Source organism: Alcanivorax sp. S6407, from assembly GCF_023016115.1.
Classification (GTDB): domain Bacteria; phylum Pseudomonadota; class Gammaproteobacteria; order Pseudomonadales; family Alcanivoracaceae; genus Alcanivorax.
Map to the genome: position 1 here is coordinate 182,367 of NZ_JALKBH010000004.1, position 23,331 is coordinate 205,697.

A 23,331-nucleotide genomic window follows, 5' to 3' on the forward strand; every position below is an offset into this window, starting at 1 on the left:
TGCCTGCAAGCAAAAGATCGCCTGCAGGCAGGCTCCTACGGCGTGCTTGGTGCGCGGGCAGAGTCGGCGACGTTTACCGCCCAACTTCTTCCGCGCCTCGTAGCTCACAGCTCGTCGCTAGCAGCTGCTTTTAAATCTTGCCCACCAGGTTGATAAACGCCCCTTCATGATCGTAATCCAGATCGGTCAGATCATCAGAGAAGGTGCTGAAGTTATAGCCCACACCGAACTTGATGTTGTCGTTCAGGTGACGGTAGATCGCAGTCAGCACACCGCTCTTGCTGTCTTCAGCGTCCGGCAGATCCAGCAGACGCCCTTCGATGGTGGCATCCCACTTGCGGATGAAGTGCCAGTCGATGCGTGCCACATACAGGCTGGCACGGCTGTCGAAGAACTCCGGATCGGCCCGGTCCTGGCTGATCTGGCCGAGACGGTAGGCGTACTTGCCACCAATGCTCCAGCGACGGGTCAGGTCATAGATCGCATCCAGGGAAAGGATGTGACTCTTCTGGATGAACTCGGTGCTGGTGTTGTTCACGGTCACCTGATCCGCCGTGGGCAGGTTGTAGAAGTAGGTGTACTTGGCCAGCAGGTTGAGGCGGTCGTTGTACACCGGACGGTAACCGTAGCCGAAGATGGCTTCGATGAAGCGACCATCATAGAAGTCACCCAATGAACTCTGGCTGTCGGAGTAGTTGAGACGGCCAATCAGGCGCCAGTCCGGGGTGAACTGGTACTTGAGGCTGTTCTTGGTGAGCCAGGTCTTGCGCTCGGAATCCGACAGGTCAGGCGCCTCCAGCGTATCGATACGGTATTCGAACACGCTGGCCATCTGCACTGCGTTGTGGCCGTAGCCCACCTTGGCGCCAAAGGCCTGACGCTCCTGCTCGGCGCCGGTCTGGCGATCCCGCAGGGTACCGAAGTCCAGACTCGCGCCGTAGTTCCAGCGGTCGTTGGGAGCGATATCGATACCGGTGGCATGGGTCAGGCCGGTGGGCACATCACCATGGGTGTAACGCTCTTCCAGGTACACACTGGTGGTATCGGAATAACGACTGCGCACACCGGTGGCCATGTTGCCGCGACGGGCACGCACACCATTGTCACTGCGCTCATTCTCCAGCGCATAGTTCAGGTACAGGTTGCTGCGATCGGACACCTGGAACTCGGTACCGGCCTGGGCACCGACACCCAGATCACCACCGGACACTTCACCATTGGTGCGCCAGCGATCAGTGATACGCAATTCACCACCGGCACCCAGACGGCCATTGTCTTCCTGGTTACCATCCTTGGACGCTGTGCCCTGGGCATAACCGTAGGCCGCCCAGCGATCCAGGGAATCATAGTCACCACGCAACACCACATCGGTGCGGTCACCTTCCACCTGGGTCAAAGGCACCACCACGGATTTGTCTTCGCGTTTTTCCTGACGCACACCGGCACTGACCTGCCACTGCTCGTTGAGCTGCTGGGCCACGTTCAGTTCGGCGGCACTGCTTTCCAGACCCTGTTCCTGCTCAACCGTATCTACCTTCACGGTCACATCGGTGCGCTCGGTCACCGGCACGACGACGGTGGCGCCCACCTGCTCGGTGTCCTTGGCGGTAATCTGGCCCGGCGCGGAATAACCGGCTTCCACTTCCTGACGATAGGCGGTCATGGTGCCGTCCCAGGCCTTGTCCCACACTTCACGGAAGCTGACACTGGCGTCCACACGGTTGGCATCAGCGGTGATGTCTTCACCCGGCAGCGCGCCATTGCTGACACCGGCAAAGTTGTAGCCGCCATCGGTGGAGAAGAAGGTCGAATTGTCGGAGCCTTCGGTGCTGGCAAACTCGGTCTTCAACCAGGTCCGTGCACTCTTGCGGAAGGTCAGGTCGGCACTGCCCAGATCACTGTTGCCTTCTTCGCTGGAGTTGCTGCCGGTCAGGCCCAGTTTCACATGGTCGCCGAACCAGTAGTGCATCCGGCCACCCTGGGACAGATCGCTGGTATCTTCAAAACTGAAGGTGTACTCGTAGCGGGCTACCAGGAACACATCGTTGCCACTGCCAGCATCGGTGGAAACCAGCAGTTCATCAGCCATCTTCGGCGACAGGGGCTCGTTGAGCATCACCCGGCCTTGCAGATAGTCGATATCGTAATCGATACCCGGCACCAGGTTTTTCACTGCCAGCACAATGCCGGAATCCTTGTCGCGGACTTCCACACGAACCCGGTCTGAGCCTTCCAGCACATCCAGGTGACGCAGGTAGTAGAGCGAGCCACCGGTGCCACGGAACTCGTCGCGGCCGGCAATGGTGCCCGGATCGGCGACGAAGCCATCGATCATGAAGCGCTGCTCACCGAAGCTGGTCACGCCGGCGGATTCGTAGTGCAACTTACCCCCGTACAGGCTGCGGTCCACCTGCGCGAGTGTGGTGTCCAGATAACTGGTATGGAAGTTACCCCACATACCGTAGTCATCATCACGCTGCACTTTCAGATAGAACTTGCCGAGGGTCGGCGCGCCATCTTCCACGGTGCTGTCGTCACCGTAGGTGGGGAAGTAGTAGTCCGGATCAATACGACGGAACAGGGCATCCGGTGACTTGTCCATGAAGCCGGAGAACAGGTCATCCACCGGGCCATCCAGGGTGTCGGCACTGGACGTCAGCTGCCAGTTGTCACCGAACTTGCCGCGGGTGTAGTAAGCCAGACGACCGTAAAGATTGAACTTGTCGTCATAGTATTCATCATCGGTGACCAGCTTGGCCGGGCCATCGGTTTCACCATAGGACGCGGTCACATCCGCCACACCCACGTAGAACCAATCATTTTTCTGCAGTTCCAGATCACGCAGGAACAGGTCACCGTTACCTTCGTTATCGATCACCGCCACTTCCACGGTATGCAGCCCTGGCGGCAGGATCTCTTCCACCGCAAACTCACCTTCGGTGGCAACGGGCACACTGCGACCGGCCACAAATACTTCACGGCCTTCCGGGATTTCACTGCCGTAGACGCGGATGGTGCCGCCATCCAGCGGAATCTCGGAGCGCACCAGACGATTCTCGCCGTAGCCCACTTTCAGTTCTTCATCCGGCGTCAGGTACTCGTCTTTCTTGTCGGCCAGATCGTCCGCGGTCAGCTTGTTAACCACCCACAGAGTCTGCGGTGCGGTTTCATCGTAGCGACCTTCGCTGTCGTAAACCCGCAGCAGGTAACGCAGATCCGTATTGGAGGTCAGTGACTCATCCAGTTCCACCTGCCATTCCGCATCACCATTCACCGGCAGCTCGATGACCGCCAGCGGCTCATCGCGAACCGACTTGCCCAGCTCGAACAGACGCACTTCCGCCTTTTCCAGATAGGCCGGGTAGTTGCTGTAGGCACGGAATTGCACCAGGTTGTCCGGGCCTTCGGTGTCCGGGTTATCTTCGCGCATGACCGTGTTCGGCCAGGCGGTGACGTTCAGGCGCGGCTTGATGTCCAGGTTGTCGAACTTGAACTGGATGTCCGCCTGTTCCAGTGCCACGTCGGTACAACGCTGCACGTCGGCAGAACTTTTCAGCGGATCGTCGATCGCCTTGCCGTCCACACTGATGCGCATCAGGTTGAGCGCGTAAGGATTGGCAATATCCACTTCCCGGGTCAATCGCTGGATATCAACACCGTCCAGATCATCCAGAATCGCCAGCTCGTCATAGACCACTTCCACATCCACGCGGGAGACGTCGGATTCCACAAAACCGGCATTGACCACATCATCGGTCTGCACATGACCGCGACCTTCCCACTCGGTCTGTTCTTCGCTCAGCTTGAGCTGCTCGCTCACGGCTTCCATGACACGGCGGGCACGGGCGGTGGACAGGCCCACATCATCGCCATAGACCATGGCGGTACGGCGATCCAGACGCTCATTGCTGGTGTAACCGACAAAACGCACGCGCACATTGGTCTTGTCTTGCACGTCCGCGAGGATGCCTTCCAGGCGTGCCATGTAGCCGCCGGGAATCACCGGATCACCCTGCTTGTAGAGAATCGGCTTGATGGCGCCAGTGGGCGGATCATAGGTACGGGTCACGGTCTCGGCACCGGCCTCTTCCGGACACATCTGCGGCTCACCGGACAGGGACTGGAGAATATCGTCGTACCAGAATTCCACTTCCACCCGGCGATTCAGGGCACGGCCGGATTCCGCTTCATTGGAAGCAATCGGATTGGCGCTGCCTTTACCGGTACTTTCCAACATAGTGCTGGGCAGTCCCAGGGCATCCTGCAGGGCCAGCAGAGCACGACGGGCACGGGCCTTGGAAAGCCCTTCGTGGGTACCATAGATACGCGCATCGCGGCCGGTGATAACGGCGTTGTCGGTGTAACCGATCAGGCGAATGGTCACGTTCTGCTTGTTGGCCAGGTTTTCCAGCGCCTGGGAAATATGGCGCAGGAAAGACTCTGGCAGCTCTGCGGATTCTTCGTTGAAGTGCAGTGGCGGCACCAGGTTCTTCACCCGGGTACGCTTGGAGTGGCCTTCCTTGTAGGTCAGCTTACAGACCGTTTCTACCCGGCAGACCTTCACCCGGTTGAGCTTCTCCTCAACCACCACTTCCTTCTCGACGGTCTTTTTCTCGACTTCGTCGTACCAGACTTCCACTTCCACCCGACGGTTTTCAGCACGCCCGGCGTTGGTGTCGTTGGACGCCAGCGGCTGGCTTTCGCCCATGCCTTCATAGGAAATGGACTCCGGTGGCAGATCCAGAGCGACCTGGAAATATTCCGCCGCCGCACCGGCACGCTCACGGGACAGTCCAGTGTTGTCTCCCAGGCGGGCCCGCAGGGCACCGAACAGCGGCACATTGTCGGAATGGCCTACGAAATGCAGACGCACATTCATGCGCCCCTTCATTCTGTCCAGCACGCTACGCAGCCGCTCCACATACTCCGCCGGAATTTCAGATACCCCGGACTGGTAGCGAATCGGCGGCACCACATCGGTCAGCTTGATGGTGCGCAGGTTCTCCACATCCTCAGTGACCGTTTCGATGCGGTCCCCCAGGTTCTGCTCGTAGCGGCTGGGATCCTGCACCCATGTCTGGTAATCCACATACAGGGGCAACTGCCGCTCTACGGCCTCACCCAGTGGCGCAGTTTCCCGGACCTCGGGACGAGCCGTTTGCTGCTCTGCCACCGTATCGGTCTGCTCTTCTGCCTGCAGCTGCAATGGCGCACCGATCATCAGCACGGTCAGGGCGCCTGCACGCCCCAGGGTGCGAAGATCCGGTGTCTGCCCCGCCAGCATGGACAGCGTTTTCATTGTTTTGGTCAGCACGGTAAGCCTGTTCATTACTTGCTACCTCCTTTCAGAGGCGCGCCGGTTCGCCAGAAGACTTCCGTCTCTATCACCAGCTCGTAGGGATTCCCCAATTCAGCCCACTGACGGGCAATCCGTTTCTTCATGGCCTTGAGGCGATCATCCACCAGGCCTTCATCTTCGGTTTCGGCCATGTAGGCGATGCGCAGAATGGATTGCTTCTCCACCAGCTGCTCCATCAGCAGCGGCATGCGAGTGGTCCACTGCAGGCGCATCTCGGTGCTGTCCTTTTCGAACACCGGGTTGGCGATATCCAGACGCACCACCCGATGCAGGGCGGCACCGAAGTTGAACTTGATCATCTTGCCTCGGGTGGCACGACGGACCAGCGGGTTCGGGGTGGTCAGACGGTAACCGGACGGCAGCGAGCGATCGTCCACTTTCAGGATAAAGTTGGAACCGCGCAGCTCGTTCGGCACCACCGCACAGGTGATGTGGAAACGGCCGTACTGGTCACTGGTGACGATCAGGCCACGGGCAGTCACCGCACGCACATTGGGCAGGCCGGCTTCGCCGTCATCCTGATAGCCATTCATGTTGGCGTCGTCGTAGACCTTGCCGATCACATCGGTACAGTCGAAGTCCGGATCCGGCACCACGCGTACCGTGGCCTGAGCCTCACCGGAAACCGCATCGGCATTGGCCAGCGAGATGCGCGCGGTGCGTGCCTGGAACACCTGGGCACGGTTGACGTATTCGCCCTCACCCACACCGGCACCAACGATAAACAGCAGCTTGAGCGTATGCTGGCCGCTGGCCGTCAGGTTCAGACCATTCCAGACCAGATTGCGACCATCCACGTCCGGCTCCACCGGCTGATCATTCAGCCGTGCGGAATCCTTCACGTATTTGAAGCCCGCCGGGAAGCTATCGACGATGGCCAGATCCGACAGGTCACTGCCGAAGCTGTTGTTGATACGAATCACGTAGGGCACAAACTCGCCGCGACTCACATTCAGCACCGACGCGGTCTTGGTGATGCTCACCGCGCCACCCAGCTCCGGATCCAGCGGAATGTGGTTGTTGAAGATCTGGCGATCATCCGCAGTCGCACCGGCAAACATCAGGTTCAGGTAATAACCGGTCAGCGGACTGCTGGCTGCCACGGTGGTGCCCGGCGCGGCAGCAGAGACCTGCGCCTCACACTCGGCGGTGGTGCCGATGGCATCAGCCGCACACACCACAGCATCGTAGGCGGCAGTCTGTTCACCGGTGAGCGGCGGAATCACAGTGGATTCACCCGGAGTGAAAGCACCCGCCGGCGGCGTCACCACGATGCGGTAGTCGCCACCAGACGGACAGTTGGCGCCGTTGAAGTTCAGATCGAACTTGTAGAAACCGGACGCCAGAGTCACCTGACCCTGCTGGACGGTGCTGTCGAAGCAGCTGTCCACCAGTGCGCTGCCGCTGCTGTCCACCATGGTCAGCATGGCGCCGGCGATGGCCTCACGGGTAATGGAGTTGTACACCACACCGTTGGGATCAATCGGCAGGTTCAGGTTGGCCACCAGGCTGTCCGCCGCGGCGGTGATATCCGTAATCACCTGCAGGCCATCGGTGAAGGCCGGGTCAGAATCGGTGTAACCCAACGGCGCCGTCGTGGCGGTGGCACCCGGTGCTACGAAGCGCAGCTCGTAGGTGTCGCCCGGTTGGGTTTCCGGCAAACCGACAATGCTGTAGCTGCCATCATTGCCAGAGAGGGCGGTACGCAGCTGGACATTGTTCTGCCATGCCTGGACTTCCCAATCCACCAGCGGCGTTTCCGTGGCATCGAAGATATTGTCGAAGTCCACGTCATTCCAGAGGTAACCGCTCAGGGTGGCGGTGCCCGGAATGGCACCAACCTGGGTGGTCACACTGCTGTTGGCAGTCTGATTGGCGTTGTCCCAGGTGACCACCCCGGTGTTGGTGATGGTGGTACCGGAAGCGATGGTATCGGACAGCAGCACGCGGAAACGCAGCACCGCACTGTCGCCCGGCGCCAGATCGCCGTAGGCAGTACCGTAATCCGCGGTGATGACATCAGCGGCCACATTCACACCAGCCACGCCACCATTGAGGCGGGCTGAATCCAGCACATAGGATACATCCGGTCCCAACAGGGAAACGTCATCGGTGATCAGTACCTGCGTAGCGGGTACCAGACCTTCGTTGGTGACCTGCACGGTGTACTCCAGTTCGGAGCCCGGCAAGGCGGCACCACCGCCGACCACAATCACGCTCTTGGTGATGGACACCTGCTGGGCTTCGCCCACGGTGATTTCGGTGGGCTGGTCGCCATTGGAATCGATACCGTCCTGGTCAGACAGTTCATCCGGCAGCTGATCGCTGCTCAGGGTGCCCTGGTTGACGATGACCGTGCCCGGCGCAGTGGCCGCATCGATGGTCACCTGCAGGGTCACTGTGGCACTGCTGTTGATTGCCATGACACCGGCCGCTTCGCCCGCAGAGTTGATCTGCATGCCGGTCACCAGCGGTGAGGCGCCACTGATGTCAGCCTGAGCAGCACCGTTCAGCGTGGTGCTGGCAGCGACATAGGTGGTACCCGCCGGAATCTGGTCCATCAGCATCACATTGCTGGCCGGAATATCCGCGGTGTTGGTCACCGTGAAGGTGTACTCCAGAGTATCGCCGGGATCCGGAGCGCCATTGCCGTTCACATCGCCGCCAGCCGCAATGGCCACGGTCTTCTGCACATCCAGCAGCGGCAGGGCACCGACAATATCCACGGTGGGATCATCTTCCACCGCAGTGGCAGGATCATCGGAAGGCTGCTCCAGGATTGGCGTACCGCCGGCACCGTCCGCGGCCACGAAGCCCTGGTTGACGATACGGGTGCCCGGCAGCGCATCGCTGTCGATCACCACATCGAAGACGATGGTGGCAGTGGCATCAGCCCCGGCCAGCGCATCGGCATCCATGGCGCCCGGGGTGGTGTTGCCCGGGGCATTGATCAGCATGCCGCTTTCCAGCGCAGAGATGCCCACTGCCGGATCCGCCACCGCGACGCCGTTCAGCGTGGTGCTGTCCGGTACATAGGTAGTGAATTGCGGGATGGCATCGCGCAGGAAGGTGTTAATGGCATCTTCATTGCCGATGTTCACCACGGTAAGGGTGTAACGCAGGGTATCGCCGGGGCTGAGTACGGTGGCATCGCCGGTGATATCCGCAGACACCTTCTGCACCTGCATCTGCGGCGCGGAGAGGATGGTGATCGGGGTCGGATCTTCCGTGCCACCGATAGCCGGATCATCAGACAACTGCAGGGTGCTGCCGGCAAAGTTCAGCTGGCCCTGATTGAGTACCACGGTGCCGCTGTCGATGGCATCTACCAGGGTCACATCGAAGATCAGCTGAATGCTTTCACCCGCGGTGCCCTGGGCATCCAGGTTCAGGCCACTGATGTCCAGCAGACCCTGGGCATTGGTGCCACCATTGGCGTCGGAGTTGTCCACGCCGCCGGCAGCATCAACCACCACCAGGGAACCCGGCACAAAGTAAGCTTCCGCATTCAGTGCACCCAGATCATCCACCACAGAGAAGTCCTGCAGCAGCACATTGCTGGGGTTGGTCACGTCGATGGTGTAGCGCAGGGTGTCACCTGGGCTCGGCTGGCCATCACCGTCAGCATCCACCTGCACCGCCACGGTCTTCTCGAAGACCATGGTGGGCGGCACGGTGGTCAGGGTGTGGTAATCCTGCGGATCGGCCACATCCTCAATCACATCCTGCAGGGTGTGAGTAAAGGTAGCGCGGACCGGTGCAGTGTCATCGGCGCTGAACCATTCGGTGGCGCCGGCGAAGTTGGTCAGGTCCACGTTAGCCGGAGTACCCGCATCCAGTTCCGCAGTGTAGGTGACCACCAAAATCTGTTCCGGACCCACTGCGGCATTGGCGCTCTCACCCACCAGCGTGAACACGCAGGGATCCGGAGCGCCCGCACCGGGGGCAAAGTTCACCGTGTAATCGGTGCCCACTGCCAGGGTATTCACCAGGGTGGTGCCATCGGACTCGAACACACTCACGTCGGTGATCACAGGTGCCACATCGCACATGCCACCAGAGGCCAGGTTCGGCAGGTGGTCAGTGAGGGTAATGTCCCAGGCAGTCGCGCTGAGGTCGGTGTTCTGCACGCTCAGGGTAAAGGTGCCGAGCACGCCATCTTCCAGAGAGGCAGGGCCATCCTTTGTCATCACCAGGGTCGGCGCCACGATGGTCATGTCTTCGGACACATCGGCCAGGGTCGCCGGATCGCCAGTGAAGCCGTCGTAGTTATAGGTGGCGGTGTTGTTGAAGGTCAGACCGGCCACATTGGTAGCGTCATCCGCCAGCTGCACGGTGATCTCCACCAGCATCTGGCCGGAAGCAGGAACATCAACACCAAGACCGGAAGTCTGATCCACCAGATCCACCGCGGTGGCGGTGCCCACATTACTCATGGGCAGCCAGCTGCCACCGGCATCCAGAGAGTACTGCGCGCTGACGAATTCCAGCACGGCGGCAGAGGCAGTCAGATCATCCAGCACATGCACATTGCTCAGGGCAATGTTCACCGGGGTAGCCGGCACCAGAATCTCGTAGGTGAACTGCTCACCAATGGCCGCAGTGGGCTGGGTGATGTTCTTCTGCAGCGCACCGGAACCCAGCGAGATCGTCGTCGCCACAGCAGGTCCAACCGGACCGTAATCCTCACGCTCGGTATCTACGCCACCAGCCGGAACCGCCTCGTCATCGAAGGAGTAGTACACGCTGACCAGGGCACTGTTTTCCAGGGTCAGGCTGGCGCCCAGATCCGCATCCGCCTGGACGGTGTAGACCACCTGCAGGGTCTCGCCTGCCGGGATGGTGTAGGCATCGGCCACACCGCTGTCGAAGTCCCAGGTGGCGAGGCCAGTGCCCGGATCAAAGACAGGAGCCAGGTTGGTCAGGGTGGTTCCCGCGTTCACCAGGGTGATGGAGCTGGTGGTGACACTGGCATCTCGCAGGCCATCCGGAATGGTATCGGTGAGCACCGTGTCATAGGCCGGGGCATCACCGGTGTTGGTAATGGCCACGGTGTAGGTCAGGGTGTCGCCGGCGGCCACGCCGCTGGTCACATCCACCGCCTTGGTGATGCCCAGCAGCGGCTGCAGCACATTGCTGGACGCTGACGCATCTGCCGTGGATACCGGCGCACCGGCCACGGTGTAATCCAGTCCGGCCGTGTTGGTCAGGGTCTGGGTGGTCGGCGTCTGGCTCAGGGTATCCAGGTTGGCCACCCGCGCTTCATAGGTGAGCACCAGGAAGTCGTTGGCCGGATCCCCGTCCGCCGGGTTGGTCACATTACCCAGGTTCCAGGTCAGGGTCTGACCTGCCACTGTCGGCGTTGCTGTGCCCGGTGTGCCGAAGAAGTCGGCACTGACCATGTCTTCATACACAAGGCCGGTGGGCAGCACATCTTCCAGCACCAGGTCGTTGGTGGTGCCTTCCTGCAGGCCGATGGTCAGGGCGTACTGCACCCGGTCACCCACTCGCAGATCGTCAACGGCAGGATCAAAGGTGTCGGTCACCCGGGCCTTGGCCAGGGTGGTGTTGTCCGGCACGGTGACGGTGGTGGTATCGGTGGTCACGTAATCGTTGATACCACCCACGCCATCGCTGCCATCCCGTTCGTTGGCATCCACACCTGCAAGGCTGGTCCAGGTGGCCTGGGCGTTGTTGATCAGCTCGTCACCAGCCGCCACGGTGTCACGCACCAGCACCCGGTAGACCACCTGGCCAGTTGCCCCTTCGGTCATGGAAGCCACATTCCAGGTGAGCACTTGCTCATCCGGATTGACCGGAGTGGTCACGGCGGGCTCCAGCGGATTACCCAGCACGGTAGCGCTGCCGGTCACATACTCCAGGCCGGCCGGCAGGGAATCCGTCACCACCAGATCAAAGGCATCCGAGTTGTTGGCCCCGGAGGTGGCAGTCAGGCTCACGGTATAGGTGATTTCATCGCCGGCTACAGCGGTGGCCACATCGGCAGCCTTGGTCAGGGTCAGCAGAGGCTCGACGATGGTCAGCGAGGCAGAAGGCAAGCTGGTCAGCAGGCCAGCAGCATTGCCGGTGTAGTCATAGCTGGCGCTGTTATCAAATACATCGCCGGCATTGGTATTGGCGGTGTTGGCTACGTGGGTAGTGAGGGTTACCACTACCTCCTGACCGGCGGGCACATCGCCAATGGTCAGGCTGATGTTCTGGCCTGCGCTGTTGTCGGTGGGTACCACGGTATTGCCGCCTACAGTGACCGTAGTAGCAGCCGCTTCGTACACCAGGGCATCAGACAGGGTATCGGTGACGATCACGCCCGGGCGAGCCGCATTCGCTGCCGGCACCGTGATGGTGTAGACCACCTGTTCGCCAATGGTGGCTTCGCTCAGCGGAGACACCAGCGTCTTCACCGGAACCAGATCGGTGCTGGCGTTGGTCATCCAGAACTCGGCCGGACCCACCGCCGCATACTGTTCACCATTGGCGGCAGGCAGCGACCAGTAGCTGGCCGCCGTCACGCTGTTGTTCCACAGGGAATTGGCCGGAGTGGTGTCCACAAAACCGATGCTGTATTCCACCAGCGCACACTGGCCCGGGTTCACCGGGGTAACCAGATCGAACACCATGTCGCCACCGCTGCCGGCAGGCGCGGTGTATGTGTAGCCGGCACCGGCAGTCTGGGCAGCACCATTGATAGTGACTACCGGAGTGGTGATAGACGTTTCATCCAGCTCCGGTGCCAGGGTATCCACCAGCTGCAGGCTGTAGGCCGGCGCCGTGGAGCCACCATCGTTACAGGCCTCCAGGGAGAACTGCATGGTGTCGTTGATGATATCCACAGTCAGCGGCGAAGTGCTGCTCGGGTAGCTGTTGCCCAGATCGTCGGTCTTGGTGACGGACACAATGACCGGCTGACGCACTTCCACATCGGCACTGTCGGTGATTGTGGTGGTGCCGTCGTAGAAGAAGGACGCATCGTTGGTCAGCACCGTGGAGGGCGTGGCGGTGGCCGGATTGTTCACGTCTGCCACTGCGTTATAGCGGATCACAAAGGTATTGTCGGTGCTGTCACCGTTCACCGCGTTAACAATGTCACCGATGTTCCAGGTGACCGTCTGACCGGCAACAGTGGGTGCCGGGATATCCGCATGAGAGAACGGCGCCACTGCAGCGAAGGGCGCAGAGGTATTACCATTGATCGACACCACGCTGTCGAAGGTCAGACCGTCCGGCAGGGTATCGGAGACCACCACAGCATTGGTGGCACCTTCGCGCAGCAGCAGCTCCAGTTCGTAGGTAACGGTGTCACCCACCCGCAGGATGCCATCATTGGCGGTGCTCAGCGGCGCGTCATCCCAGCTGTCGGCAAAGACGATCTTGGCCAGGGCGTTGTTGTCTTCGGTAACCACGGTCGCAGTGGCCGGGGCGGTACAGTAATCGTTCGGCTGGGTAATGGTCGGACAGCCGTCACCAGTTCGTTCACCAGCAATGCCGGTATCCAGCGAGGTCCAGTCGGCCAGCACACTGTTCTGCAAGGACGGAATGGACGCATCGGTAACGATGGCCTGATAAGTCATCACCAGGCTCTGGCCAGCCGGAATATCCAGGCTGCCGTCGCCGCCATTATCTTCACCCCACACCAGCTCGGTACCACCCGCCACCGCAGTGGAGGTGGGGGTCGCGGTGAAGCCGGGATCCGCGCCATTGATCAGCGCAGTGGCGGAATTGGCCACCAGCGCCATCCCGGTGGGCAGGGTATCGGTAACAGTGGTATCGAAGGCCGTGGCATTACCGCCATTGGGGATGGTCACGGTGTATTCGATGGTGTCACCACCGGCTGCCGGATCGGTAGCGGCCTTGCCAGCAGTGACGTTGGCCGCGGTCTTGGTAATGGTCAGCAGCGGTTCCACCAGGGTGACTGGTGCAGCGGTATCGTTGGCGCCACCGGGGGCAGCGACCTGGGTCAGGTCGTTGTCATTGATGGAATTGAAGGTGTAGGACGCGGTGTTGACCGCGGTATCGCCCGCCTGGTTATTGGTGGTGTTGTCCACCGACACGGTAATGTCGATCACCGCCTGGCTGTTGGCCGCGATGTCGATACCGCTGCCGGTATCTTCGATGATCAGGTTGGTGGGCGTGCCGGTGTTGGTCAGCGTCCAGGCGCCGCCGGAGACCACGGTGGCGCTGACGAAGGTCAGATCCACGCCGCTGGCAGCCAGATTATCGAGAATACGCACATCAAACAGGGCGGTGTCGGTGGGCGTTTCCGGCACAGTGATGCGGTAGGTAAATTCTTCACCGATGGTGGCCTGGGTAGCCAACGCTTCTTTCTGCAGGGACAGCGGACCCGGCGTGGTCAGCGTGGCCATGTCGGTATTGGTCGGGCCGTAATCTTCGCGGTCAGCCGGCGCACCATTGGCCGGCACATCGCTGTCATCAAAGGAATAGTAATCCGTCACCAGTGCACTGTTGGTGAGCGTCTGGCTTGGCGGTACCGACGGATCCACGGCAACGGTGTAGGCCACCGTCAGCGTGCTGCCAACAGGAATGTCATAGACACCCACCGCTTCGCTGCCGAAATCCCATTCGGCCAGCCCGGTGACCACATTGTAGGTCGGCGCCAGGGTCGGACGCGCATTACCGTCCACATCAATGCTGGCGGTGGTGATACCGGCCAGGCGCATGCCATCCGGCAGGGTGTCCTGCAGCACGGTGTCATAGGCCGGGGCATCACCGTTGTTGGTGATGGCGACGGTGTAGGTGACCACTTCGCCGGCCACCACGATGGTGTCACCGCCGGCGGCGCTGGCTGTCTTGGTAATGGCCAGATCCGGCTGCAGCACCTGCACGTTGGCATTCGCGGTTTGCTGCGGGGCAGGCCCGCTGGCCACAGTGTAATCCAGGGTGGCGGCATTGGTGAGCGGCTGGGTGGTCGGCGTCTGGCTCAGGGTGTCCAGATTCTCGACACGGGCTTCATAGACCAGCACCAGGAAATCGTTGGCAGCATTGCCGTCGGCCGGGTTGGTCTGGTTGCCCAGAGTCCAGGTCAGGGTCTGACCGCTCTGGGACGGAATGGCGGCAGGGGTAACCACCGGGCTTTCAACCGTACCGAAGAAGTCCGCGCTGACCATGCTTTCGAAGGCCAGCCCGGTGGGCAGGGTATCGGTGAGCACCAGACCATTGGTGGTGCCTTCCTGTAGCGCGATGCGCAGTTCGAACTGCACCCGGTCACCCACGCGCAGGTCATCAGTGGCGGTATTGAACGTGTCGCCAGTGCGCGCCTTGCTCAACAGGGTGCCATCCGGCACGGTGGCGGTGGCGCTGTCGGTGGCGTAGTAATCGTTCACGCCACCGGTGTCGGTATCGGAACCATCCCGCTCGTTGGCATCTGCACCGGTGATGCTGGTCCAGGCTGCTTCAGCGTTGTTGGTCAGGGTATCCCCGGCAGCGACAGTGTCGCGCACCAGCACCTGATAAACCACATCCACGCTGGCACCTTCAACCATGTCCATGGCTGGCCAGGTGAGCAACTGCGGGTCGCCGGTGACATTCGGCTCCGTGGCAACACCGCCCACGGTGGCGGACGCGGCTACATACTCCAGGCCCGCCGGCAGGGTGTCGGTGAGCACCAGATCAAAGGCGTCGGAATTGTTGGGATCGGCGGCAGCCGTCAGGCTGACGGTGTAGGTAATCACATCACCAGCGGTAACACTGGCAAGATCCCCTGTCTTGGTGAGCGCCACCAGCGGCTCGACGATCAACAGGCTGCCTGCCGGCAGGCTGGTCAGCGGTGTCGCCAGACCGTCGTAGGTATAGGTCGCGGTGTTGTCGAAGGTGACACCGGCATTGGTATTCACGGTATTGGCGACCACAGCGGAGAGGCTAACCACCACGTCCTGCCCCGCCGGTACCGGATTCGTAATCGCCAGGCTGACAGCCTGGCCCGCGGTGTTGTCCGTAAAGGCTGCACCAACGCCTCCCACGGTGACAGTCACCAGGGCGGGATCGTAAACCAGGGCATCGGCCAGGGTATCGGTGACCACCACGTTATTACGGACAATATTGTCGGCAGGAATAGTGATGGTGTAAGTCACTTGCTCGCCAATCACCACTTCGCCATCGGCCTGACCAGTAATGACTTTTACCGGCACCTGCGGATTGCTGGCGTTAACCATCCACACTTCTGCCGGCGTGGTGCCGGCGTATTGCTGACCGCTGCTGGTCGGCAGGGACCAGTAGTTGTCCAGGGTCGCGCTGTTGCTCCAGGGGGTGGTGGTGGTCACGTCGGTGTAGAAGCCGACGTTATAGCTGACGGTGACACACACATCCGGATCCACCGGGCGGGCATCAGCCAGCACGATATTGAAGGCCCCACCACGAACAGCGGGGGCGGTGTAGGTAAAGTCCGTACCGGCGGTCAGCGTGGCCGCGCCCAGTTGCACCGTGGGGGCGGCGGCCAGATCGTTCTCGTCGAACTGGGTCGCCAGGCTGTCGCTGATGGTCAGGTTATAGGCCGGCGCATCACCGTTGTTACAGGTTTCCAGCTGGAACTGCATGGTGTCTGCGGCCAGGTCCACCTGGTAGGGATCAGCATTGGTGCCGGAGCCGGTGCGGCCACCCAGGGTATCCACCTTGGTGATCTCGCTCATCACCGGCTGGTTCACGGTGGCGGGAATCGCACCAGTAGGCAGCGGCGCAGCGGCGCCGGTGTAATTCAGTTCGGCGCTGTTATTGATGATCTGGGTATCAAGCTGGGCCAAGGTGTCAGGATCATTGGCCAGCACCTGCGCCACCACTTCGATCACCAGGGTGTCGTTGGTGTCATCGGCATCCGGGGTATTGGTGATATCGCCCAGCAGCCAGCTGATGGCACCCCGATCGCCGGCCAGCGGTTCGCTGGTCGGTGTAAAGGTGATATTGGCCGCATTGATGTAATTGGTGCTGACCACTTCCAGGCCGGCCGGCAGCGTATCCGCAATGGTCACTGCTTCGGTGAGACCTTCTCGCAGGCTCAGAGTCAGGGCATAGGTGAGCTGATCGCCCACCCGCACGATGCCGTCAAGATCCGTGCTGAGGGTGCCACCATCATTCCAGGTGTCGGATTGGACCGCTTTGGCGAAAGCAGTGTTATCCGCATAGGCCACGGTGCTGGTGGCGGAAGTGAAGTAGTTGTTCAGACCTGCCGCATCCGGCGCATCGGCACCGTTCCGCTCGCCGTCAACCGCGCCGTCCTGGGACTGCCATTGCACATCCACCTGGTTGATCAGATCGCCGGTGACCGCACTGTTGATCACCACTTCATAGGTGAGCACCAGATCTTCACCCACCGGGATATCCAGGCTGTCGTCACCATTCAACGCCCCCCAGGTGAGTACACCGGCAGTCACATCTGGATCCACCTGGGTCGTCGCTGCATTCAGCAGAATCTCAGCTGAACCCGGCACATAATTCACACCAGCCGGAAGGGTATCGAAGATCGAAGTATCAAAGGCGGTGGAGGAGCCATTACTGGACAAGGTAACGGTGTATTGCAGGGTATCTCCGCCCTGGGCCGGGGTGTTGCCGTCCAGGTTGATGGCGGACTTGGTGGCGGTGACTGCCGGCTCCACGATGGTAATCGGCGCCGTGGTGCTTTCTGTACCCGCCGGGTCACTCTGGGGTGCACCGTTAATGCGTGCGTAGGAATAGGTGGCCGTATTGCTGAAGCTCACACCATCCTGGTTGGCAAGGATATTGGCCAGCTGCACTTCCAGGGTGATCTGCGCCCTTTCGTTGGCGCCCAGATCCAGGCCGGTCACGTTCTCGGACAGCATATAACCGCTACCGGTATCGGTGACGGTCAGGGTGTAGGTGGTACCCGTGGGCGTGCCGGTGCCATCAATAACGGTGGCGGTGGCCAGCATGGTGGTCGGCACCAGTGCCGTCGGCAGGGCATCCTGTACCTGCACGTCGAACAACGGGGCATTTACCGGCGTTTGCGGGACCGTGAAGGTGTATTCGAAAATTTCACCGATGGGCGCTTCGGTGAGGCCCGCCGGACCTTCCTTCAGCAAAGCACCCGGAGCAAAAATAGTGATATTGGTGGGATCACTGGCGGGCGAGCCCGGATCTGCCTGGTTGACCACCCCATTGACGTTGGGGTCGTCACTGGATGCGCTGACTGGATTGGCCAGATCGTCCTCGGCGGTCATTTGTGCCTGGTTACTGGCCACATCGCCATCGGCAAGGGTATCCAGCAGGTCGACCTCGAACTCGATAGCGATGGACTGCTGGGCGGAACTCGGCGCCACATCAATGGCACCGGAAACGGTCAACAGGCCGGAGCCATCAAATGCACAGACCGTTGCACCGGCAGGACAGGTAGCCGGATCCACCGCGGCGGAACTGATATCAAAACGCGTCGCATCCAGCTGATCCGTGATGGAGACGTTATAGATTTCCTGGTCCAGGTTGAACAAGCGCACCCGGTAACGCAGACGATCGCCCGGGATGGCAGCAAACGCGGGGGAGATACCACTGGTCACATTGCTGACCGTTTTCTCGAAGTAGTAACCGGTCAGCGCGGCAGTTACAAAGGCCAAATCCTGATTATCCGCTGTGTCCTCTGTACCGTCGGTGCGAGGACCGGTGTATTCCACCCGGCTGGTGTTGGTGCTGATATCGTTGGCCCAGAACGTGGCGGCAGCCACGTTGGTGAGTTCAACCCCGTTCGCAGGCACATTGCTGCCACCCGGCTGATCCAGCTGGCTGGTGTAGTCGATGCGCAAAATTTCGTTGGCATTAAGCCCACCGGCGGAATCCAGCAATTCGATTTCCAGCAAGCCGTCGTTGGGCCCATTGGTGGTGTAAGTCAGATCATAATCCGAGGGATCGAGCAGATTGCCCGCCATGGTGACCGTCAGCGCAGTGGTCGGATCAAAGTCACGCATTTCCAGCGGGATCTGGTCTTCCACCAGGATATTCCAGGCCGGTGCACCGCCCACGTTCTGGACGAAAATGCTGTACTCCGGCATGTCACTGAAGTTGACCGCTGTGGAGTCAGTCGTTTTTTCTACCTGCAGATCCGGGCGGGAAATACTCAGCAGCTCGGCCACCCCGTTCTCACCGGGAAGCGGATCATAGAGGGTGCCGTCAATCAGTCGGGAAAACTCCCACTCGGCCACATTGATGAAGGACTTGCCGATATTGTTGAGCGGGTCATCCGTCAGCATCACATCAATGGCAATGTGAATCTGGTTATTTGCCGCCAGCGGCTCCGGATTGAGAATCTCGAAGGTGAGCACACCCGGGGTACTGGGGTTACCCACACTACTGGTCACAGTGAAATCTGTGCCCGGGGTCATGGTCGTCCCTGTGGGGCTCCCTGCCGGTCCCCAGGATGCCGTGATATCCAGCAATTCAAGGTCCACACCCAGGGTACCCGGGGTCATGTCATCGGTAATGACGATGTTGCCGAGCTCATTCAGGGAACCGTAACCGGGAATAATGGTGCCGCTGACCGGATCGAACAGTACCGGAATATCCAGGGTGTAACGGAAGGGCACCCCCACACTCACAGAGCTAATCGGGTTGTCAGCCAGGTCGGTGGCGGACTTCTCGATCTTTTCCACCGGGATGATCAGATCCTGACAGCCGGGTTTCACCGAGCTGAAATCGGAGCCGTTTACCGCCCAGACAAAGGCAGAGCCTTCCACGTTGGCACAAGCAAAGTTACCGCCGTAACAGACGTTTTCGAAAATGATCAGGGTGCCGGGGGTATGGCTGGCAAAGTTGAGGGTGGAGTTCAGCGGATCATCACAGGTGAAGTTCTTGACCACACAGGAGCGGTCGATGGAGAGCTGGTCACCTGGCGAGAAAGTTCGACCATCCGTGGCAACAGCACCGGGACCATCAAGCTCGCAGCTGAACACATCCAGCGGATCACTGGCCGGTACCGCGAAGTCAGAAACACTAAAAGACGCTGCCAGGGCACCGCTGGACAGGGCCAGCAGAAACAGGGCAAACAGCGCCTGCAGCAGAACAGGACGGGACCAACCGCGACCAGACGCTACTGAAACCTCGCCAGAGGCTTTCACTGAACCATTTGCAAATAATTGCCTGAGACCAATGGTCAAAAGCTGATTTGGCGACATTTCCCCATCCTTCAGCGTACGTCTCAGCAAAAGCTCTTTCTTCAACGCGACGCCCTGCTTAAAACTTTAGTGTTATTTTCGACTGGCAAAAAAAGCCATCTGGACCGAGAAGTCTAAGAAAATACTAGTAAAAATACCGTGATACGACGCGCACTTTTTCAGGGGAAACAACCGTTTAGCCGGCTTTTCTCTAAAAAATGATAAGAAGTCTTTTGCATGGGACAGGCGGCAACCCGCAATAGAAATCAAGGAGTTGCAGGCATAAAAAAGCCGGATCAGACGAATGCCTGATCCGGCCCAGAGGGGGCGGACTCCCGATTAGCCCGCGGGCAGGAAGTCGATGGGGTACAGGATCTTGGTCTGCGGCACACCTTCCTTCGCGCCGAAGTTGAACATCTGCACCCGCATGACGATCTTCTGTCCCAGGGTCGGCGAGTCCAGATCCGAAGACTTCACCCGGCAGGCGGACACCGAACCATCCGGCTCGATCACCAGTTCCAGCACCATCTTGCCGCGCAGACTGGGATTGTTACGCAGCTCGCGGTTGTAGATCCGGTAGAGCGCCGACTTGTAGCGGTCGAAGACAATCTGGATCTCTTCGTCGGTACGGGACGGCCCCGCGCCCTTGGTGAGCGGACGGGCACTTTCCTTCACGCTGGCCGCCACGGCGCTCTGCACCTGGCCAGTGGACAGCCCGCTGCCACTGATGGCGTTACCGCCACCACTGCCAACACCACCACGACTCACCGCGCTGGACGCAGCCACACCACCACTGCCACCGGCAGACGCCGTGATCAACGCCCGGGAACCCGCAGCGCCATTCGCCGCAGCAGCACCGGTCGCCTTGCTGCCCGAGATCTTCGCTTCCGCCCCCAGGTTGGAGGTCATGGAGTCATCCATCAGGTCAGCAAACATGTCGCTGTGGGCCAACACACCCTTGGTCTGGGCAGTCTTGCGCGCCTTCTTGACCTCTTCCGGCTTCGGCTCTTCCTTCTTCGCCACCTTGGGCTCGTCAGGCTTCGGCGCCTCGTCCTGCTTCTTCTGCTCAGGCTTCTTCACTGGCTTGGGCTTGGCCTTTTCTTTCACCAGCTTGGCCAGACGCTCGGGGATCTCGATTTCCCTGTCCGGATCCGGCGGCGGCAGCTCCCAAATGGCTGGAATGCCGCCAATCAGGAACATCAGCACCAGGGAAAACAGCAGCGCCTTGCGCTGACGCTTTTCGTCCTCTTCTGTCTTCGACCAGGGAAGCAGCCCCGCCACAAAGACCTTGTCATCGTTCTGATCACGCTCGATGACGAAATCGTATTTGGAGTTTTCGAGCTCTTCCGTCACTTCCGCCAGATGGAAGTTGAGCTCATTAAGATTGCCCTGGTGCCAATCCAGCTTTTCATGCAGCGAGCCCTGTGCTTCATCAAGCACCTTGAGCTCACTATTGAACTGTTCGGCCACCTCGCGGGTACGGGCAATCTTCTGCTCGTGCTCCGCTTCGGACACCCCCTCACCCCAGAAAAGTGATGCAGCCCCCATTTCATGCAGCTGATCCAGTGATTCACAGATCACTCCCAGCAGCTGAAACTTCTGGCGCTGCGGCGCCTTTTCCGTCAGTTCGGTTTCAACTTTTCGCAGCTCTTCCTGAAGGTCAGCCAGCGCCTGTTGCTCGCTTTCTACCTGCCCTATCAGGTCCTGCTGTCGTCGTGCTAATGATGTATTCACAGGATCTGCCAATCTGGAAATTATTATTTCTGATTAACCGCAAGCGAAATCTTGGTGTACCCCGCAGCCGTACATGACGCCATCACACGTTTCATGATGCTGTAGTGCACCTTGCGATCAGCCATGATCGTCACCTCGGTACTCTTGTCTTCTTCTTCCTCTGCACCCAGGCCGATTGAACTTTCGCGGATCTCCACCATGCGCTCACGAATCGGATCAATAATGCCTTTGCTTTCCAGCACATCGGCCATGGAAATCACAGGCTCCCCCTTCACGATCACCTGATTGGCATCCACTGTGACCACCAGGGTTTCCCGCGGCTTGGTCTCGACAATGGAATCAGGCAACTTCACATCCTTGGGCGGCTCCAGTGGTGTGTCCGACTGGTTGACCAGCAGATAGAGCAGCAGGATGGTGAAGATATCCATCAGGGAGGTCAGGTTCAGACCAGAGCCCGATTTGTTACCCACTCGCGCCAACCGGCGCATACGACGCTGGTTTCTCATGGCGCATCCCCTATGGAAATATCCGGGAACAACACTTCCGCTTCAGGTGGAGGAGCATCGTCGCTCTCTTTCTTCGGCTTGTAGATTTTCACCGTATCCATCACCGCGATCATGTCGTTATATTCGATCTCCGGCTCAAGAAGCACGGTCACGTCTTCCTTCTCCGGATTCTTTTCCTTCAAGCGACGCAGCTCGTCGGTCAGCGCAGCCAGATCATATTCGCCTTCCTTGCTGGGAAAGCGATCAGTGATCGAACGGCCATTACTGATTTCCAGAGCGTCCTTGCGCACCATCACTTCGATGGTGACCTTGGGTTTGTCAGCAACCGCGCCACCCGAGCCGGACGGCAGATTCAGTTCCTGGATGGACACCTGGGAAAACACCGCGGTAGCCAGCAGGAAGGGAATCAAGACAACCATCAGGTTCATGAACGAGGTAACGTCCAGTTCTGCTTCCGGCGGCTGCTTTTTATGTGTCTTGCGTGCCATGACTTACCACTCAGCTGGAGGCTTCGGCGGAGCTATCGCCCTCGTCTTCTTCCGTTTTTTCTTCTTGCTTGTCTGCTTCATTGGAAGCCGGCGTCGCCTGGTAACCACGACGGGACAGGGTGCTGATCAGCTTGAGGGTTTTCACGGAGATCATTTCCAGGCTGCCAACAATGGCGGCAGTCTTGGAGTTCACCATGTTGAAGCACACCAGCAGCGGAATCGCGGCAATCAGACCGAATGCCGTGGTGTTCATGGCCATCGCAATGGAGTTGGACAGCAGCGCCGACTTTTCCGCCGGGTTGGCGTTTGCCACCGCCTCGAACGCGGAAATCAGACCGATAATGGTACCCAGCAGACCCAGCAGGGTGGCCACGTTGGCGAACATGGAGATGTACACCGTACGTGCTTCCAGCTGCGGGGTGATCTCCATCATCGCTTCTTCCATGGCGATTTCGATATCGTCACGGCGACGCACAGTACCCTGCACTTCCAGACCCATGGTCAGCAGCTGACCTACGGCTGAGTTGCTGGCCTCGACCATCTGCCGAGCCTTGTCGAACTCACCTTTCTTGAGCAGCGGGTAGATGTCTTCCCAGGTACGCTTGTTGGCGCGCTCGAGAAGCTTGAGCTTGATGAAACGCTCAACGGCGAAAGCACCACCAATGATCCCCACAATCAGGATCGGGTACATCCAGAAACCGCCATCCTGGAAAAATTTAATTGCAACGTTCATGACACACTCTTCCTCAGACCTTGATGGTTGATTGTTTTGCGAATTTCCTGAAAGCCCTGAATCTCTTCTGCCTGCGACACCATCGCCAACAGAAATTATTCAGCGCTCCCCTCCGTACTTACCTGATAGAACTCCAGTTCACGCATGAACACCGGCTTGTCCACCGGCACCATGTCCTCGTTGAGCAAACTGGAGGTCAGATCTGTTTCCACCCCGATTTCCGAGGTTTTCCAGGGCACGATATAAAGGGATTTGGGTGCATCGTTATTCCCCATTACCGACATCCCGGAAATTTCCTTGGTTTCCTGCCCGCCTTCTTCAGCCTGAACCCAGGCAGGCAAGGCGCTTAGCAGCATGAAAAGATAAGCAAGCTTTCTCATGATCTCCT

The 23,331-nt window shown here is 59.7% G+C and carries 7 protein-coding genes; all 7 read right to left on the reverse strand.

The genetic code is table 11. From position 1 onward, the window contains the following. Window positions 1-130: 130 nt before the first annotated feature. Window positions 131-5,329, reverse strand: coding sequence for an OmpA family protein (locus MWU49_RS10675; RefSeq protein ID WP_246971883.1), 5,199 nt, complete (start codon window positions 5,327-5,329; stop codon window positions 131-133). Further along, a complete protein-coding gene (locus MWU49_RS10680) occupies window positions 5,329-19,503 on the reverse strand; it encodes an isopeptide-forming domain-containing fimbrial protein (RefSeq protein ID WP_246971885.1) in 14,175 nt (4,724 codons plus the stop codon). The genes MWU49_RS10675 and MWU49_RS10680 overlap by 1 nt, the downstream gene beginning before the upstream one ends. Before the next feature lie 318 nt (window positions 19,504-19,821). After that, window positions 19,822-21,216: an AgmX/PglI C-terminal domain-containing protein gene (locus MWU49_RS17875; protein WP_246971888.1), complete on the reverse strand. Its 1,395-nt coding sequence runs from the start codon at window positions 21,214-21,216 to the stop codon at window positions 19,822-19,824. Between the two features lie 23 nt (window positions 21,217-21,239). Beyond that, entirely contained in the window at window positions 21,240-21,722 is a 483-nt protein-coding gene (locus MWU49_RS10690; protein WP_246971890.1) for a biopolymer transporter ExbD, read from the reverse strand. Further along, entirely contained in the window at window positions 21,719-22,210 is a 492-nt protein-coding gene (locus tag MWU49_RS10695) for a biopolymer transporter ExbD (protein ID WP_246971892.1), read from the reverse strand. Before MWU49_RS10695 ends, MWU49_RS10690 begins: the two co-directional genes overlap by 4 nt. Before the next feature lie 10 nt (window positions 22,211-22,220). After that, entirely contained in the window at window positions 22,221-22,943 is a 723-nt protein-coding gene (locus tag MWU49_RS10700) for a MotA/TolQ/ExbB proton channel family protein (protein ID WP_246971902.1), read from the reverse strand. A 95-nt stretch (window positions 22,944-23,038) separates the two neighbouring features. Further along, window positions 23,039-23,323 (reverse strand): hypothetical protein, encoded by a 285-nt coding sequence (locus tag MWU49_RS10705; RefSeq protein ID WP_246971904.1) that lies wholly within the window; start codon window positions 23,321-23,323, stop codon window positions 23,039-23,041. Window positions 23,324-23,331: the final 8 nt, after the last annotated feature.

What these genes read in the sequence shown, in the direction of transcription:
- MWU49_RS10675 (WP_246971883.1), bottom strand. Translation starts at nt 5,329, where the DNA reads ATGAACAGGCTTACCGTGCTGACCAAAACAATGAAAACGCTGTCCATG.
- MWU49_RS10680 (WP_246971885.1), bottom strand. Translation starts at nt 19,503, where the DNA reads ATGTCGCCAAATCAGCTTTTGACCATTGGTCTCAGGCAATTATTTGCA.
- MWU49_RS10690 (WP_246971890.1), bottom strand. Translation starts at nt 21,722, where the DNA reads ATGAGAAACCAGCGTCGTATGCGCCGGTTGGCGCGAGTGGGTAACAAA.
- MWU49_RS10695 (WP_246971892.1), bottom strand. Translation starts at nt 22,210, where the DNA reads ATGGCACGCAAGACACATAAAAAGCAGCCGCCGGAAGCAGAACTGGAC.
- MWU49_RS10700 (WP_246971902.1), bottom strand. Translation starts at nt 22,943, where the DNA reads ATGAACGTTGCAATTAAATTTTTCCAGGATGGCGGTTTCTGGATGTAC.
- MWU49_RS10705 (WP_246971904.1), bottom strand. Translation starts at nt 23,323, where the DNA reads ATGAGAAAGCTTGCTTATCTTTTCATGCTGCTAAGCGCCTTGCCTGCC.